We start from the raw sequence: 14870 nt of genomic DNA on the forward strand, positions 1-14870 counted from the left end.
CTCGTGAACCGCACCCGGCGCTCGGAGTCTGTTGCGCCCTAACGGTTCGAGGCCGACTGGACGAAGTCCGCGAGGTCCTTCGACTGCTGCACCCGCGAGGGCTCATGTACGTACATCATGTGGCCGGCGGGGTAGTACGCCGACTCGATGTTGTCGTGCAGCTCGGCCGGGATGTTCAGGTGCGCCAACACGTGCTCGGCCGCGTAGTACGGCGTCGCGCCGTCGTAGTGGCCGTACGCGACGTGCACCTTGAGGTCGGGGTTGGCCCGCATCGCCGACGACAGCTTGTTCGCCACCGTCACGTGCGTGCCCTCGAACTCCTTGTACGACCACGGGTGCACGGACCGCGACAGGATCTCGTACGGCAGGTCGTTCTCGTACCCCAGGTCCGACCGCAGGTAGTGGTTCAGCGCGGCCGTGTACGGGCCCATGATCGCCGAGTACGACGGGTCTTCGCTGAACATCTCGCGCCCGTAGTCGACGTCCGCCCCGGTGAACCGGGAGTCCAGCCGGCCCACCACCCTGCGCCGCGAGCGCAGCAGCTCGGTGAAGAACCGGACGTGCTCCACCCGCAGGTTCACCCGGTCCACGTAGTCCTCGGACAGCCCGGTCAGCTCCGCGTACCGGGCCACCGCCGACGCGCGCTCCTCCTCGGACAGCCGGTGCCCGCGGGCCAGCGCCCACGGGTAGTCGCGGGACGCGAAGTCCTCCGCCTCGGCCAGCACGTCCTCCAGCGACCGGTCGCCGTGCAGGCCGTGGTAGTGCGCGATGGCGGCGTAGGTGGGCAGGAACAGCGAGTACGGCAGGTCGTTGCCCTCGCTGAAGTCGAGCGTGGCGAAGTCCAGCACGGACGAGATCAGCATCAGCCCGTTGAGGTACATGCCGTAGCGCACCTGCAGGTGCTCGGCCAGCGCCGCCGCGCGGGTGGTGCCGTAGGACTCGCCGGCCAGGAACTTCGGCGACATCCACCGGCCGTTGCGCGAGGTCCACAGCCGGATCACCTCGCCGACCGACTCGACGTCGCCCTGGAAGCCGTGGAACTCGCCGGGCTTCTCGCCCTTCACCGCGCGGGAGAACCCGGTGGAGACCGGGTCGATGAACACCAGGTCGCTGTGCGCCAGCAGGGTCTCCGGGTTGTCCACCAGGTCGTACGGCGGCGGCACGAGCTCGCCGACGTCGCCGGAGACCACCCGGCGCGGGCCGAGCAGCCCCAGGTGCAGCCACACGCTCGACGAGCCCGGCCCGCCGTTGAACGCGAAGGTGACCGGGCGCTTGCCGGCGTCCGCGCCGTCGAGGGTGTAGGAGGTGAGGAAGACCTCCGCCTTGGCCAGGTGCCCGTCGAACTTGCCGTCGGTGAGCACCTCCCTGCGCAGCACCACCCGACCGGTGGTCGTGGTGTAGTTCAGCTTGCGCCGCTTGACGGTGATGCTGTGCTGGGTGGTGACCAGGTCGTCGGCAGGGGTGTCCTTGCCTTCGGCGGCCTTGTCCGCTGGGGTCAGCTCGTCCCCGGTGTCCTTGTCGGTCATGGTCGAACTCTACGTTTGGGGCAGGGCTGCGTGCTTTCTCTTTCCGACCTGGACCGGCGCGTCACCACGTGCCGGGCGTGCCCCCGGCTGGTCGCCTGGCGGGAGGAGACGGCCCGGGTCAAGAGGGCCGCGTACGCCGGGCAGGCGTACTGGGGCCGCCCGGTGCCGGGCTTCGGCCCGCCGGACGCCCGGCTCGCGCTGGTCGGCCTGGCCCCGGCCGCGCACGGCGGGAACCGCACCGGCCGGATGTTCACCGGCGACCCGTCGGGTGATTTCCTGTACGCCGCGCTGCACGCCGTCGGCCTGGCCTCCCAGCCCACGTCGGTGCGCGCCGGCGACGGCCTGGAGCTGTACGGCACCCGCATCACCGCCCCGGTGAAGTGCGCGCCGCCCGCGAACAAGCCGACCGCGCAGGAGCGCGACAACTGCCGGCCGTGGCTGGTGGCGGAGCTGGAACTGCTGCGGCCCACGCTGCGGGCCGTGGTCGTGCTGGGCGGTTTCGGCTGGCAGGCGCTGCTGCCGGTGCTGTCGGCGGGGTGGCAGGTGCCCCGGCCGGCGCCGAAGTTCGGCCACGGCGCGTCGGTCGTGCTCGACGCCCTGGACGACGGCCCGGCGCTGACGGTCTACGGCAGCTACCACGTGTCGCCGCACAACACCTACACCCGCCGGCTGACCCCCGGGATGCTCCAGGACGTGCTGCGCACCGCCGCCGGGACGGCCGGGCTCACCTGTACCGGTGGTGGTGACCCCACGACGGGGTGACCGGACCTGCGCCGGGCGGCCGGGCCCACCAAGGTGGGCGCACAGATCCCGACCACTGGAGCAGAACCATGCGTTTGCGCGTCGCCGCCCTCACCGCCGCCCTCGTGCTGGCCGCGCCCGCCTCGGCGCTCGCCGCCGACGGCAAGTTCGAGTACCGGTACAACGACTCGACCGGCGACATCGAGTCGGGGCAGCTGGTCGACCCGGAAAGCCGCGAGTGCATCGGGATCCCGGAGGTCGAGAACGAGCACGGCACGTTCGCGTTCCGGCCCCGCAACGCCACCACGTCCACGGTGACGCTGTTCAAGGGCAGCGACTGCGAGGGCGACCACTACACCCTTCGGCCGGGTGGCAAGGCGTCCGACCGGCTGCTGTTCCGCTCGGTCGCGTTCTCCTGAGCCCCTGGTGACTCAAGCTTTGGTCAAATAGCGGGCCCGCGAGCCGGTGCGGCGTGCATCATGCCGTCATGAATCCCCGGCTCGCACTCGCGCTGCTGGTGGGTGCCGCCCTCGTCGTGGTCGCGATCGCGGCCAACGGGACCTCGCCGGTGCCCTACGCGGACACCCGCCCGGCCGACGCGGAAGCGACGACGCTCGCCCCCGCGCGCCCGCAGTCCGACCTGAACGACGTCGCCGCGTCCGAGGCGGGCGGATCACTGATCGCGGTGTTCCTGGTGCTGACGGTGGCCGCGCTGATCGTCGTGGTCGGCCTGCTGGCCTCGGTGCGGCTGTCCCTGCGCCGCCGGCGGGGCGTGGGCCAGGCCGTCGAGACCGCCGACGCCGGGGCCGAGTCGGCTCCCGACATCCTGGTGCGCGGCGCGCGGGAAGCGCTGCGCGAACTGCGGACCCGCACGGGCGGACCGCCGCGCGACGCGGTGGTGCTGTCCTGGATGCGCCTGGAGCAGGCCGCCGCGGACAGCGGCGTGGCCCGCGCACCGCACGAGACGCCCACCGAGTTCACCGGGGCACTGCTGACCCGGCACCGGGTCGACGAGGCCGCCGCCGGCCGGCTGCGCACGGTCTACCAGCGGGCCCGGTTCGGCACCGCCGAGGTCACCGACGCCGACGCCCGCGCCGCCGAGGACGCCCTCGAACGGATCGTGCACGACCTGGGCGACCCGCGATGAGCGAGGAGAAGCGGGAGATCACCCCGCTGCTGGGGATGAGCGGCGCGATCACGGTCGGCGTGGTCGTCGGCGCGACCACCGCGTTCCTGCTGACCCGGGCCGGCGCGCCGGTGCCCTGGGCCGTGCTGATCGCCGTGCCCGCCCTGGCGCTGGCCGTGCTGGTGGCCCGGCTGCCGAGGGCCACCGACGTGCTGTGGGCCCCGTCGCCCGCGCACTTCTCCACCGCCGGGTCGGTGCAGGCGAGCACCCTGGCCGGCCGGTTGGCGGAGGCCGCCGTCGACCAGGACCGGTTCGCCGTGCGGATCCAGCCCCGGCTGCGCCGGCTGGTGGAGGCCCGGCTGCGGCAGCGGCACGGCGTGCCCGACCTGGCCGACCCGCGGGCCGCCGCCCTGCTCGACCCCGACCTGCACCGCCTGGTCACCGATCCGGGCGCCACCCTGCCCGACCACCGCACGCTCACCCGGCTGTTGGAGAACCTGTGACGACTGCATCTGACATCGGCACCGAGGGCAAGGCCGTCCTGGACGCGGTCGGTGCCGTCGTCGTCGGCCGGCACCGCTCGGTGCGGCTGGCCCTGGCCGCGGTGCTGGCCGGTGGGCACGTGCTGCTGGAGGACGTGCCGGGCCTGGGCAAGACGCTCATGGCGCGCTCGCTCGCGCAGGCGCTGCGGCTGGACTTCAAGCGCCTCCAGTGCACCCCCGACCTGCTGCCCGCGGACGTGACCGGGTCGTTCATCTACAACCCGGGCGACCGCGAGTTCACCTTCCGGGCGGGCCCGGTGTTCACCGGCCTGCTGCTGGCCGACGAGATCAACCGGACCCCGCCCAAGACCCAGTCCGCGCTGCTGGAGGCCATGCAGGAGCGGCAGGTCACGGTCGAGGGCCGCACGTTCCCGCTACCCCGGCCGTTCCACGTGCTGGCCACCGCCAACCCGGTCGAGTACGAGGGCACCTACCCGCTGCCGGAGGCCCAGCTCGACCGGTTCCTGCTGCGGCTGGACGTCGGCTACCCGCCCGCCGACGAGGAGGTCGAGGTGCTGCGCCGGCGGCTGGCCCGCAGGCAGGAGGAGGCGACCGTCGAACCGGTGCTCGACACCGAGCGGCTGCTCGCGCTCCAGGACGGCGTCGAGCAGGTCTCGGTGGACGAGGACATCCTGCGCTACTGCGTGGACCTGGCCGCCGCGACCCGCGCCCACCAGGCCGTGGAGGTCGGCGCGTCGCCGCGCGGGGCGCAGGCGCTGGTGCTGGTCGGCCGCGCGCTGGCGGTGCTCGACGGGCGTGACTTCGTGCTGCCCGAGGACGTCAAGGAGTGCGCGGTCCCGGCGCTGGCGCACCGGTTGACGCTGCGCCCGGAGACGTGGACGTCGGGCATCACCGGGGTGGAGGTCGTCACCGAGCTGCTGGGCCGCGTGCCCGGCCCGGCCGTCACCCGGTCATGAGCCGGGCGGGGCGCATCCGGGAGGCGTTGACCAGCGGTCGGGGCGCGCACTGGCACCCGACCGACGCCCTGGTGCGCGGGGCGGCGGTGGGCGTGGGCCTGGTCGTGCTCGGCGGGCTGATCCACCGGGTCGAGCTGGTCCTGTTCGGCGCGCCGCTGCTGCTGTCGACGCTGGTCGCGCTGGTCACCACGATCGGCGGCAAGCCCGACGTGCGGGTCCGCGGCCTGCCCCGGACCGGCGAGGTGGGCGCGGCGAAGTCCGTGGTGGACGTCGACCCGGGCCTCGGCGCGGAGGTGCTGGCGATCCGGCTGCCCGCCGGCGGGCCGGGCTTGGGCCCGGTGCACCTGCTGCCCGCGTCGGCCGCGTCGATCGAGGTGGTGCTGCGCCGCAACGCCTGGGGCGAGGGCGTCGACCTGCGGCCGGACCACCTGGTGGCCGGGCCGGACGGGCTGTTCGCGCACGGGCCGGTCACCGCGCCCGAACGCGGGCGGGTGCTGCTGCCGCTGGTGCACCAGCTCCCGGCGGGCCTGCTGCCCGCGCGGGCCCGGGGCCTGGTCGGCGCGCACCGGACGTGGCGGCCGGGCGACTCGGTGGAGCTGCGCGACATCCGGGCGTTCCAGCCGGGGGACCGGCTGCGCCGGATCGACTGGCGGGTGTCGTTGCGGGCGGGCACCCTGCACGTCCGCGAGCACCACGCGGAGGCCGACGCGGACGTGGTGCTGGCGCTGGACACCCGGTTGGACGTCGAGCAGGACCTGGGCGAGTGGTCGGTGGGCGCGAAGGGCGCGACCACCCGGTCTGGCGGCAGCCTCGACCTGGCGGTGCGCGCGGCGGCGTCGCTGGCCGCCGGGTACCTGCGGCAGGGCGACCGGGTCGGGCTGGTGGACCTGGGGCGGCCGCAGCTGGGCGTGCGGGCCGGTGCCGGGCGGCGGCAGCTGCTGCGGCTGCGCAACCAGCTCGTGGTGTGCGCGCGGTCGGCGGGCTGGGCGCAGAAGCCCGTGCTGCGGGCCGAGCAGGTGCCGCACGGGGCGTTGGTGGTGGTGCTCTCGCCGTTCCTGGACGCGGAGGTGGTCGAGCTGACGGTGCACGCCGCGCGGCGCGGCAACGTGGTGCTGGCGGTGGACGTGCTGCCGGAGGGCCTGCGGCCGGACCGGTCGACCGAGTGGGGTGCGGCGACGTTGAAGGTGCTGGAGCTGGAGCACGAGGTGCGGCTGGAGGCGATGCGCCGGCACGGCGTCCCGGTGGTGACCTGGGACGCGCGGGCCGCCGCCATCTCCGGTGCGCTGCGCGAGGCGGCCCGGCCGGGGAGGCGGCGATGACCGCGCCGTCGCCGGCCGGGTTCGAGGAGCCCGAGGTCGTCCGGTTGGCCGGCGGGCTGCCCGGCTGGGTGTTGCGGGCCGCGATCGGGGTGGTGGCCCTGGCGGTCGCCGGCGTTCTTTACGCCGAAGGAGTGATGATTGCTCCATTGGTGTTGTACGTCGGATTGGCCGCAGTGACCGTCGCGATTCCCGCGTCAGCCGCCGTCATCCTTCTCGTCGTCTATCCGGCGGTGGCGATCGTGGTGGTCGGGGGCCCGCCGGTGCGTCCGGGGGTGCTCGCGCTCGTTGCTCTGACGCACTTGTTGCATGTGTTGAGCGCTTACGCGGCGCTCATCCCCACCCGCTCGCGCATTCACCTGAAAGCGCTACGCCCGGCGGCGCTGCGATACGTGCTGGTGCAAGCCGGTGTGCTCGTCCTGGCGGCGCTGGTGGTCCTGTTGTCGGGCGGCCGGACGGACGAGGTCGTCGAGGTGGTGGCGGTCGTCTGCGCGGTCGGGCTGGTGGCCGGGGCGGTAGCGCTGCTGCGCCGGCGGAGCTGAGGAACGGGGTCGGAAAGCTCAGCGGGAGCTGAGCGTCTGGATCGTTCCTCTCAGCACCTTCACCCGCCGGGGCGGCGCTGTCGCTGGTCAGCGCGCTGCGTGTTCCGCATCACCCGGCGACTGTGGTCACAACGGGGCTCACCGACGCGTCGGAAATCGCCCTCCGGTGCGACCATGGACGTATGGCTGCTGTGAAGTCGCACCCCACACGGATCGTGATCGTCGGCGGTGGGTACGTCGGCATGTACACCGCGCTGGGTCTGCAGAAGAAGCTGCGTTCCGGTGAGGCGTCGGTCACGGTCATCGACCCACAGCCCCACATGACCTACCAGCCGTTCCTCCCCGAGGCGGCGGCCGGGTCGATCGAGCCGCGCCACGTGGTGGTGCCGCTGCGCAAGGTCCTCAAGCGCTGCCACATCGTCACCGGGCGCGCCACGAAGGTCGAGCACGCGCGCAAGGCGGTCACCGTCGAGCTGGCCGACGGCCACGTCGAGGAGGTCGAGTACGACGTGCTCGTCTCGGCCCTGGGCGCGATCTCGCGGACCCTGCCGATCCCCGGCCTGCCCGAGGTCGGCATCGGCATGAAGACCATCGGCGAGGCCATCTACCTGCGCAACCACGTGCTGTCGCGGCTCGACCAGGCGGCCAGCACGAACGACCCGGAGACCCGCAAGCGGCTGCTGAGCTTCGTGGTCATCGGCGGCGGCTTCGCGGGCATCGAGACGCTGGCGGAGCTGGAGGACATGGCCCGCTACGCGCTGCGCTACTACGAGGGCCTCAAGCCCGACGACATGCACTGGGTGCTGGTCGAGGCGGCCGGGCGGATCATGCCCGAGGTGAGCGCGAAGCTCGGCGTCTACACCGTGGAGCAGCTGGAGAAGCGCGGCATCACCTGCTACCTCGACACCCGGGTCAAGTCGCTGGAGGGCGGCCACGTCGTCCTCGACGACGGCACCGAGTTCGACTCGGAGACCATCATCTGGACGGCCGGCATGAAGGCCAACCCGGTGCTGCGCAACACCGACCTGCCGCTCGACGAGCGCGGCCGGGTCCGCTGCACGGCCGCGATGCAGGTCCAGGGCCTGCCCGGGGTGTGGGCGGCGGGCGACTGCTCGGCCGTGCCGGACCTCTCGCGCACCGAGGAGGACCCGACGGCGACCTGCGTGCCCAACGCGCAGCACGCCATCCGCCAGTCGAAGCTGCTGGCCAAGAACATCGTGGCCACCCTGCGCGGCAAGCCGACCAAGGACTACTTCCACAAGTACGTCGGATCGGTCGCGGGCCTGGGCCTGTACAAGGGCGTCGGCGACGTGTTCGGCCTGCGTTTCAAGGGTGTCGTCGCCTGGTTCATGCACCGCAGCTACCACGTGATGTTCATGCCCACCGTGAACCGCAAGTTCCGGGTGTTCGTGGACTGGACGCAGGCCCTGTTCTCGGGCCGCGAGGTGGTCGCGCTCGGTCAGATCCACGAGCCGAAGGCGGAGTTCGACCGGGCCACCAAGAGCTGACCGGCGGCGGGCCCGCTGCGCTGTTCGGTCGCGGTGGGCAAGCACCCGTCTGGCTTAGGGCCGTAACTTGAGCCCCCAAATAGCGTAATGGGCAGCGCGTGACCTTGACATTGCGTAACGTGAACCCGAGACTACGACTGGCGCGCCACCAAAAGTGTGATGCGCCAGTGGGGAGAGAGGTGACCGCGATGTCGCTTGAGGAGCTGGCCGCACAGCTTCGCCGCGGTGAGATCGAGGACCGTGCCCTGGCGGAGTACGCCGCCGAGTACGCCACCGCCGGAAAGGTTTTTCGCAGCAAGAAAGACGACTGAGCATGCCCGCTTCCGGGTGGGGGGACGATCCGGTTCCCCCATCCGAGGCCGTCAAGCCCGTCAAGCCCACCCCACTGCTGCTGCAAGGTCAGGACTACACCTTCCGGTCCCCGGCCAAGAACCTGGACTTCCAGGAGCAGGTGCACCGCCTCGGGATGGTCGAGGAGGGTGACGGCGGCCCGGTGCCGTGCGTGCTGGTCCTCGCCCGCGCCACCGACATGGAGATGAACGCGCTCTCCATCGCGCTGGCCGAGCGCGGCATCCGGATGGCCCGCATCGACGCCGACCGCTGCGTCGACCTGCCGCTCACCGTCTACACCGACTCGCCCCTGCTCGAACTCGACCGCTGGCTGCTGCGCCCGCTGCTGGTGTGGCGCCGGCACTTCGAGCTCTCCGCGCTCCAGGTCGAACCCGGCACGCTGGCCGGCGCGTACGCCGTGGACCAGTGGGGTTCGGTGGCCAACTGGCTGACCACCCGCCGCGACTGGGCGCACGTCAACCCGGCCCGCAGCACGACCCACCTCGACCGGCTCACCCAGCTCTCGGACGCGGCCGCGTTCGGGCTGGAGGTCCCGCGCACCATGGTCACCACCCGTCCCGGCCGGACCCGGCCCGGCGGCGCGCGGTGCATCGTCAAGACCACCGGCCGGCACCTGCTGGAGCCGCGCCCCGGTGTGCAGCACGGCCTGTTCCCCCGTCCCCTGGAGACCAGTCGCTACGGCGACGTGCCGGAGTCCGCACCGGTGATCGTCCAGGAGTACGTACCCGCCGACACCGAGCTCCGGGTGTTCGTGGTGGGGGAGCGCACCCTCTCGTTCCAGGTCGACAAGCTGGATCCGGCCCAGTTGTGGGTCGATCCCGAGGCCGTCCGGGTGACCCCGGTGGACACGCCGCCGCGGCTCGCGGACCGGCTGCTCGCCTTAGCCCGGCACTGGCGGTTGCAGGTCGCTGCGTTCGACCTGCTCGTAGCGGGCGGCGACCACGTGTTCCTGGAGGTCAACGTCAATTGCGACTGGCGTTGGTTCGAACACCGCGCCGAGGACGAACGGGTGTCCGACGCCGTGCACGAGTGGGTCGCGGCGCGTTTCAAGGAGCTGCTGAGTGCGGGTAAAGGTCGCTGAGCACGCGGCGTTGTTCTACCAGGACGGCGCTGTGGTGTGGGACGACTACCTGCACCACCGCCAGTTCGCGATCAGCGAGACGGCCGAGCTGCTGTGCCGCAAGTTCACCGAGTTCACCGACGTCGACGTGCTGCTCGGACCGCTGGGCGAGGCCGACCAGGCCGCGCTGCGCAAGGTCCTCGACGAGCTGGTCGACGCGGGCGTGCTGCTGGTGGAGGGCTCGCCGCAGCACGACGCGGAGCGCCGGATGCTGGCCGGCTGGGGGCCGTGGGGCGCGTCCGCCCGGCACTTCCACTTCGCCAGCCGCACCCTGGCCGACGCGCCCTACCAGGGCTCGGACGAGCACGACGCGATCCTGGACGTGAAGCTGACCCGGGAACCGCCGCCCGCGCCGTTCCGCACGTTCGGCGGGTCCGCCGTGCCGCTGCCGCCGCTGCCCGCCGACCCGGACTGGGCCGCCAGCGGGCTGCTGGACGTGCTGCTGACCCGGCGCACCACCCGGGAGTTCGGCACCGCTCGGGTCGCGTTGGGCCGAGTGGGTGAACTACTGGGCGTGCTGGCCGCGCCGTCGCCCGCCCGTCCCCGGATCGGGCGCACCGGCACGGTGTTCAAGACCAGCCCGTCGGGCGGCGGCCGGCACCCGGTGGAGATCTACGCGCACACCCGCGGGGTCGAGGGCGTGGTCGACGGGTGGCACCACTACGAGGGGTTCGCGCACGCGCTGGAGCCGCTGGGGGTGGCGTGGTCGCCCGCCGAGATGGCGGAGGCGGCCGGTGACCAGGAGTGGGTCGGGCAGGCGCCGTTGGTCCTCGCGTACACGGCGGTACTCGAACGGACCAGGTGGCGTTACGACACGTCACGGGCTTATCGGGTTGTGCAAATGGACGTGGGCCATCTGTCGCAAACCGCTTATCTGGTTGCTACCGCAATGGGTTTTGGTATCGGCTTCACCGCAGCATTGCGGGATGAACTCCTCGAACAGGCACTCCACTGTGACGCTTATCACGAAGTCGTACTTGGCATGAGCGCGCTGGGTCCATTACCTGAATGAGCGCAATAGCGGATGGCATTGAGCCGTGCGGGGGACTTGTGCCGAACCGGCCCCACGAACGCTCGGTAACGGCTTAGGCTCCTCGCTGCCCCCGTAGCCCAATCGGTAGAGGCAGGCTCCTTAAAAGAGTCACAGTACGGGTTCGAATCCCGTCGGGGGCACGTGTACCGCAACCTTCGTAGTCACTCGACTGCCGAGTGATCGCGAACGAGCGGCCGAGTCGGTCGAGAGCGGCCGACTCGGGTGTGCCGGTCGGATATCGGGGTATGCGCTTGTCAATGCCCCGAAAGGGCAGTGTCGCGCCCCGGCGGTGGTGTGATGCCGGGGCCTGGCCCAGACCAAGCCCGGACGACGCGCAGACGACGCGGCGGGCGGCTCAGAGGTGCCGAGCCGCCCGCCGCGCGTCATGCCCAGGTCGTCATGTCGGGGTCGTTACGCCTGCGCGGCCACCCAGGTCCGCACGACCTCGTCCAGCACGGCCAGCGGCAGCGGCCCGCCGCCCAGCACCACGTCGTGGAACGCCCGGATGTCGAACCGGTCGCCCAGCGCCCGCTCGGCCTCCGCCCGCACCCGCTGGATCTCCAACCGCCCCACCATGTAGGCCAGCGCCTGGCCCGGCGCGGCGATGTAGCGGTCCACCTCGGACTCGATCTCCACCTGCGCCAGCGGCGTGTTCTCCCGCAGGTACGCGATGGCCCGCTCGCGGCTCCAGCCGTGCGCGTGCAGCCCGGTGTCCACGACCAGCCGGCCCGCCCGCATCGAGTCCATGGCCAGCATCCCCAGCCGCGCCACGTCGTCGGAGTACAGCCCCATCTCGTCGGCCAGCCGCTCGCAGTACAGGCCCCAGCCCTCCAGGTACCCGGTGACCGTCGCGACCCGGCGCAGCATCGGCAGGTCGGCCAGCTCCTGCGCCAGCACGATCTGGAAGTGGTGCCCCGGCACCGCCTCGTGGAACGCGATCGCCTCGGCCTGGTACCGGAAGCGCTCCTCCACGCGGTGCGTGTTGGCGTAGTAGGTGCCCAGCCGCGTCCCGTCCATCGACGGCGGCGCGTAGAACGCCGTCGGCGCGCCCGGCGCGTCCACGGCCGGCACCGGCTCGACCTCGCAGCGCCGCTCCGGCACCCGGCCGAACCAGCGCGGCGCGGCCTCCTCGGCCCGGGTCACCGCCTCGCGCGCGGCGGAGATCAGCTCGTCCTCCGACCGCCAGCGCAGCGCCGGGTCCTCGCGCATCCGCTCGAAGACCGCCGCGGTGTCGCGGGTGCCGAACACCCGCTCGCCGAGTTCGGCGTACTCCTCGGCCAGCTCCGCCATGATGGCGAGCCCGGTCTCGTGCAGCTCCTTGGGAGACCGCGTTGTGGTGGTCTGAGCGCGCGCCAGAGCCGCGTAGACGGCTTCGCCCTCCGGGAGCCAGCACAGGCCCACCTGATCCGTGGGACGGCCGCTGAGCCCCGCTACGACGTCCCGGTAGGCGGCGAACGCCGGCCGCACCTGTCCGGCGATGAGCCGGTCCCGCTCGGCGGTGAACCCCGCGCCGCCCTGCGGCCGGGCGAACGGGTCCTCCTCGGCGGCCAGGTAGCGGTCCAGGTGGGCGAGCGCCGCGGCCACGAGGTGCTGGACCGGCGTGCGGCCGGCGGCGGAACCGGCGACCTGGCGCTCGGCGACCGTGCGCAGGAACGCCGGGACCGTCGCGAGCCGGGACAGGTAGGCCCGCTCCTGCTCCTCGTCCGCGGGCGCGACGATCGGCAGCACCGACAGCAGCTCGCCCGCCGGGGCGAAGAACGAATCGGTGATCGTGTACTCGACGGAACGCGCGTCGATCAGGTCCACGGTGGATTCGGCCTGCTGGACGACGACCGCGCGGGTGACCGGGTCGTCGTCGTCGGGCAGCGCCCGCGCGCGTTCCGCGATCCGCACGGCGGCGGCCCGGGTCGTTTCCTCGGTCTCCGGCCGGTGGTCGGCGAGCAGGTGGTCGTATCCGGGCAGCCCGTAGATCGTCGCGCCCAGCGGGGACAGCCGGGACATCAGGTCGAGCAGTTCATCGGCGAGCGCGGCCGTCGTATCCATCGGTACCCCTGGCGTCGGCGGGAAAGTCGGAACGGTGCTTAGCCTAAATAACGATTTACAGCCGGTCCAAATAGGCCAGCACCGCGAGCACCCGGCGGTTGTCGTCCTCGGACAGCGGCAGGTCGAGCTTGCCGAAGATGTTGGCGGTGTGTTTGCCCACCGCTTTCTCGGTCACGAACAGCCGCGCCGCGATCGCGCCGTTCGACCGGCCCTCCGCCATCAGCGAGAGCACCTCCCGCTCGCGCGGGGTCAACGTGGCCAGCGGCCGGTCCCGCCCGCTGCGCGCCAACAGCTGGGTGATGACCTCGGGGTCCATCGCGGTGCCGCCCGCCGCGACCCGCTTGATGGCGTCCACGAACTGCGTGACGTCGGACACCCGGTCCTTGAGCAGGTAGCCGACACCGCCGCCGCGGTCGGACAGCAGCTCGCGGGCGTAGAGCTGCTCGACGTACTGGGAGAGCACCAGCACGGGCAGCCCCGGCACCCGCTTGCGCGCCTCGATCGCCGCCCGCAGGCCCTCGTCGGTGAACGTCGGCGGCAGGCGCACGTCGACCACCGCCACGTCCGGGCGGTGGTCGACCATGGCCTTGAGCAGGGCGGGACCGGAGTCGACCGCCTCCACCACGTCGAAGTCGTAGGCCTGGAGCAGCCGGATCAGGCCGTCCCGGAGGAGGACGAGGTCTTCACCGAGGACAACTCGCACGGCAGCTCCATGGTCACGATCGTCGGCCCGCCCACCGGGCTCGCGATCCCGAGGGTGCCATCGAAGGCGGCCAGCCTGCGCTCGATTCCCCGCAATCCCCCGTTCTCGGTCGCCTCCGCGCCGCCCCGGCCGTTGTCGCCGATCATCAGCGCGAGCCGGCCGTCGTCGTGCCGCACCCGGACCCACGCGCTGGTCGCCCCGCTGTGCTTGGCCACGTTCGTCAGCGTCTCGGCGACCGCGAAGTACGCCGCCGACTCCACCGGCGCCTCCGGCCGCCCGGCCAGCACCAGGTCCACCTCGACCGGCAGCGGGTGCGCCAGCGCCAGCGCCCGCAGCGCGCCGTCCAGCCCGCGGTCGGCCAGCACCGGCGGGTGGATCCCGCGCACCAGGTCACGCAGCTCGGACAGCGCCTGCGACGACGACTGGCGCGCCTCGACCAGCAGACCCCGGGCCGCGTCCGGGTCGCGCACGAGCAGTTCCTCGGCCATGCCCAGGCTCATCCCCAGCGCCACCAGCCGGGCCTGCGCGCCGTCGTGCAGGTCGCGCTCGATCCGGCGCAGCTCGGCGGCCTGCGCGTCGACCGTGTCGGCCCGCGAGTCGGCGAGCTCGCGCACCCGGTGGGTGAGCGCCTCGGTCTGGCTCGGCGCGAGGAAGAAGCGCACGAACCGGGCGTGCAGCCGGACCACGCGCGGCGTGGCCCACCAGGCGATCACCAGGTAGAGCGAGCCCATCAGCGGGGCGATCAGGAAGCTGCCCGGCACGTCCGGGGTGATCCCGCTGTAGTCGACGTCGTCCGCGCCGAACATCCACAGCAGCGGGGTGACGAAGCCGAACAGCCCGCCCAGCCAGAGCGCCGTGGGCAGCACGCCGCAGAGCACGCCGACGATCGCGTTGAGCGGCAGGAACCCCAGTTCCTTCCACGTCTGCGGGTCGGTGGCGATGGCCCGCACCCTGGTCATCGGGCCCCGGTTGGCGGGCACCCGGTAGGGCAGCGCGATCTCCGCGCCCAGCACGTTGCCCGCCCACCGGCGGTGGACCAGCAGGTAGCGCCGGGTGATCGCGGTGAACAGCAGCAGCATCGGCACGCCGACCGTGACCAGGACCAGCGGGTAGGCGTAGAGCTGCAGGGGGATCAGGGGCAGGCCGATCACGCACAGCGGCACCCGGGCCAGGCCGAACGCCGCGGCCTTGATCCGGGTCCCCGCACCGCGCACGAGGTCGTGGTCCGTCATGCGGGTGATTCTTCCGGGTGGCAGGGGTGAAAGCGGTGGGCTTAACCCCCCGATCGGCCGGGCACGTGCGCCCGCTCCCGCCGACCGGGGCTTCGGCGGGGCGGGCTTCGGTGGTGCGGGGCCGGCGATGGTGGTGGGGCCGGCGGTGGTGGGTAAGGCCGGCGGCGGTG

15 protein-coding genes and 1 tRNA gene are annotated in these 14870 nt (G+C 72.6%); 12 read left to right on the forward strand and 4 right to left on the reverse strand.

Annotation, left to right across the window (positions count from 1 at the left end):
• Nucleotides 1–38 precede the first annotated feature (38 nt).
• The gene (locus tag BN6_RS03690) at nucleotides 39–1526 is read right to left on the reverse strand and encodes a S10 family peptidase (RefSeq protein ID WP_015098190.1); all 1488 of its coding nucleotides are present in this window, start codon (nucleotides 1524–1526) and stop codon (nucleotides 39–41) included.
• A 30-nt stretch (nucleotides 1527–1556) separates the two neighbouring features.
• Between BN6_RS03690 and BN6_RS03695 the strand changes: the two genes are divergently transcribed.
• From BN6_RS03695 to BN6_RS03745, 12 genes are all read left to right on the forward strand, one after another.
• Nucleotides 1557–2288, forward strand: a complete 732-nt coding sequence (locus BN6_RS03695; protein WP_015098191.1) for a uracil-DNA glycosylase — start codon at nucleotides 1557–1559, stop codon at nucleotides 2286–2288.
• 68 nt (nucleotides 2289–2356) lie between these two features.
• Nucleotides 2357–2686: a hypothetical protein gene (locus tag BN6_RS03700; RefSeq protein ID WP_015098192.1), complete on the forward strand. Its 330-nt coding sequence runs from the start codon at nucleotides 2357–2359 to the stop codon at nucleotides 2684–2686.
• A 68-nt stretch (nucleotides 2687–2754) separates the two neighbouring features.
• Complete coding sequence (locus BN6_RS41550) at nucleotides 2755–3414, forward strand: DUF4129 domain-containing protein (RefSeq protein WP_051075430.1); 660 nt, start codon at nucleotides 2755–2757, stop codon at nucleotides 3412–3414.
• Nucleotides 3411–3896: a hypothetical protein gene (locus tag BN6_RS03710; protein WP_015098194.1), complete on the forward strand. Its 486-nt coding sequence runs from the start codon at nucleotides 3411–3413 to the stop codon at nucleotides 3894–3896. Before BN6_RS41550 ends, BN6_RS03710 begins: the two co-directional genes overlap by 4 nt.
• The gene (locus tag BN6_RS03715; RefSeq protein ID WP_015098195.1) at nucleotides 3893–4852 is read left to right on the forward strand and encodes an AAA family ATPase; all 960 of its coding nucleotides are present in this window, start codon (nucleotides 3893–3895) and stop codon (nucleotides 4850–4852) included. The genes BN6_RS03710 and BN6_RS03715 overlap by 4 nt, the downstream gene beginning before the upstream one ends.
• Entirely contained in the window at nucleotides 4849–6171 is a 1323-nt protein-coding gene (locus tag BN6_RS03720; protein ID WP_015098196.1) for a DUF58 domain-containing protein, read from the forward strand. The genes BN6_RS03715 and BN6_RS03720 overlap by 4 nt, the downstream gene beginning before the upstream one ends.
• The gene (locus BN6_RS03725; protein WP_015098197.1) at nucleotides 6168–6710 is read left to right on the forward strand and encodes a hypothetical protein; all 543 of its coding nucleotides are present in this window, start codon (nucleotides 6168–6170) and stop codon (nucleotides 6708–6710) included. Before BN6_RS03720 ends, BN6_RS03725 begins: the two co-directional genes overlap by 4 nt.
• 182 nt (nucleotides 6711–6892) lie before the next feature.
• The gene (locus BN6_RS03730) at nucleotides 6893–8218 is read left to right on the forward strand and encodes an NAD(P)/FAD-dependent oxidoreductase (RefSeq protein ID WP_015098198.1); all 1326 of its coding nucleotides are present in this window, start codon (nucleotides 6893–6895) and stop codon (nucleotides 8216–8218) included.
• Between the two features lie 188 nt (nucleotides 8219–8406).
• On the forward strand, nucleotides 8407–8529 hold the full coding sequence (locus BN6_RS49460; RefSeq protein ID WP_015098199.1) for a hypothetical protein: 123 nt from the start codon (nucleotides 8407–8409) through the stop codon (nucleotides 8527–8529).
• A gap of 2 nt (nucleotides 8530–8531) precedes the next feature.
• Nucleotides 8532–9650, forward strand: a complete 1119-nt coding sequence (locus BN6_RS03735) for an ATP-grasp domain-containing protein (protein WP_015098200.1) — start codon at nucleotides 8532–8534, stop codon at nucleotides 9648–9650.
• Nucleotides 9631–10701, forward strand: a complete 1071-nt coding sequence (locus BN6_RS03740) for a SagB family peptide dehydrogenase (RefSeq protein ID WP_015098201.1) — start codon at nucleotides 9631–9633, stop codon at nucleotides 10699–10701. Before BN6_RS03735 ends, BN6_RS03740 begins: the two co-directional genes overlap by 20 nt.
• Before the next feature lie 87 nt (nucleotides 10702–10788).
• Nucleotides 10789–10862 (forward strand) — tRNA-Leu (locus BN6_RS03745).
• 271 nt (nucleotides 10863–11133) lie between these two features.
• Here BN6_RS03745 and BN6_RS03750 read toward each other — a convergent pair.
• The 3 genes from BN6_RS03750 to BN6_RS03760 are packed head-to-tail and all read right to left on the reverse strand — an operon-like array spanning nucleotide 11134 to nucleotide 14700.
• Nucleotides 11134–12765: a DUF885 domain-containing protein gene (locus BN6_RS03750; protein ID WP_015098202.1), complete on the reverse strand. Its 1632-nt coding sequence runs from the start codon at nucleotides 12763–12765 to the stop codon at nucleotides 11134–11136.
• Between the two features lie 55 nt (nucleotides 12766–12820).
• Nucleotides 12821–13468 (reverse strand): LuxR C-terminal-related transcriptional regulator, encoded by a 648-nt coding sequence (locus BN6_RS03755; protein ID WP_015098203.1) that lies wholly within the window; start codon nucleotides 13466–13468, stop codon nucleotides 12821–12823.
• Nucleotides 13420–14700, reverse strand: coding sequence for a sensor histidine kinase (locus BN6_RS03760; RefSeq protein ID WP_015098204.1), 1281 nt, complete (start codon nucleotides 14698–14700; stop codon nucleotides 13420–13422). The genes BN6_RS03755 and BN6_RS03760 overlap by 49 nt, the downstream gene beginning before the upstream one ends.
• Nucleotides 14701–14870: the final 170 nt, after the last annotated feature.

Source organism: Saccharothrix espanaensis DSM 44229, assembly GCF_000328705.1.
Classification (GTDB): Bacteria; Actinomycetota; Actinomycetes; order Mycobacteriales; family Pseudonocardiaceae; genus Actinosynnema; species Actinosynnema espanaense.

What these genes read in the sequence shown, in the direction of transcription:
- BN6_RS03690 (WP_015098190.1), bottom strand. Translation starts at nt 1,526, where the DNA reads ATGACCGACAAGGACACCGGGGACGAGCTGACCCCAGCGGACAAGGCC.
- BN6_RS03700 (WP_015098192.1), top strand. Translation starts at nt 2,357, where the DNA reads ATGCGTTTGCGCGTCGCCGCCCTCACCGCCGCCCTCGTGCTGGCCGCG.
- BN6_RS41550 (WP_051075430.1), top strand. Translation starts at nt 2,755, where the DNA reads ATGAATCCCCGGCTCGCACTCGCGCTGCTGGTGGGTGCCGCCCTCGTC.
- BN6_RS03710 (WP_015098194.1), top strand. Translation starts at nt 3,411, where the DNA reads ATGAGCGAGGAGAAGCGGGAGATCACCCCGCTGCTGGGGATGAGCGGC.
- BN6_RS03720 (WP_015098196.1), top strand. Translation starts at nt 4,849, where the DNA reads ATGAGCCGGGCGGGGCGCATCCGGGAGGCGTTGACCAGCGGTCGGGGC.
- BN6_RS03725 (WP_015098197.1), top strand. Translation starts at nt 6,168, where the DNA reads ATGACCGCGCCGTCGCCGGCCGGGTTCGAGGAGCCCGAGGTCGTCCGG.
- BN6_RS03730 (WP_015098198.1), top strand. Translation starts at nt 6,893, where the DNA reads ATGGCTGCTGTGAAGTCGCACCCCACACGGATCGTGATCGTCGGCGGT.
- BN6_RS49460 (WP_015098199.1), top strand. Translation starts at nt 8,407, where the DNA reads ATGTCGCTTGAGGAGCTGGCCGCACAGCTTCGCCGCGGTGAGATCGAG.
- BN6_RS03735 (WP_015098200.1), top strand. Translation starts at nt 8,532, where the DNA reads ATGCCCGCTTCCGGGTGGGGGGACGATCCGGTTCCCCCATCCGAGGCC.
- BN6_RS03750 (WP_015098202.1), bottom strand. Translation starts at nt 12,765, where the DNA reads ATGGATACGACGGCCGCGCTCGCCGATGAACTGCTCGACCTGATGTCC.
- BN6_RS03760 (WP_015098204.1), bottom strand. Translation starts at nt 14,700, where the DNA reads ATGACGGACCACGACCTCGTGCGCGGTGCGGGGACCCGGATCAAGGCC.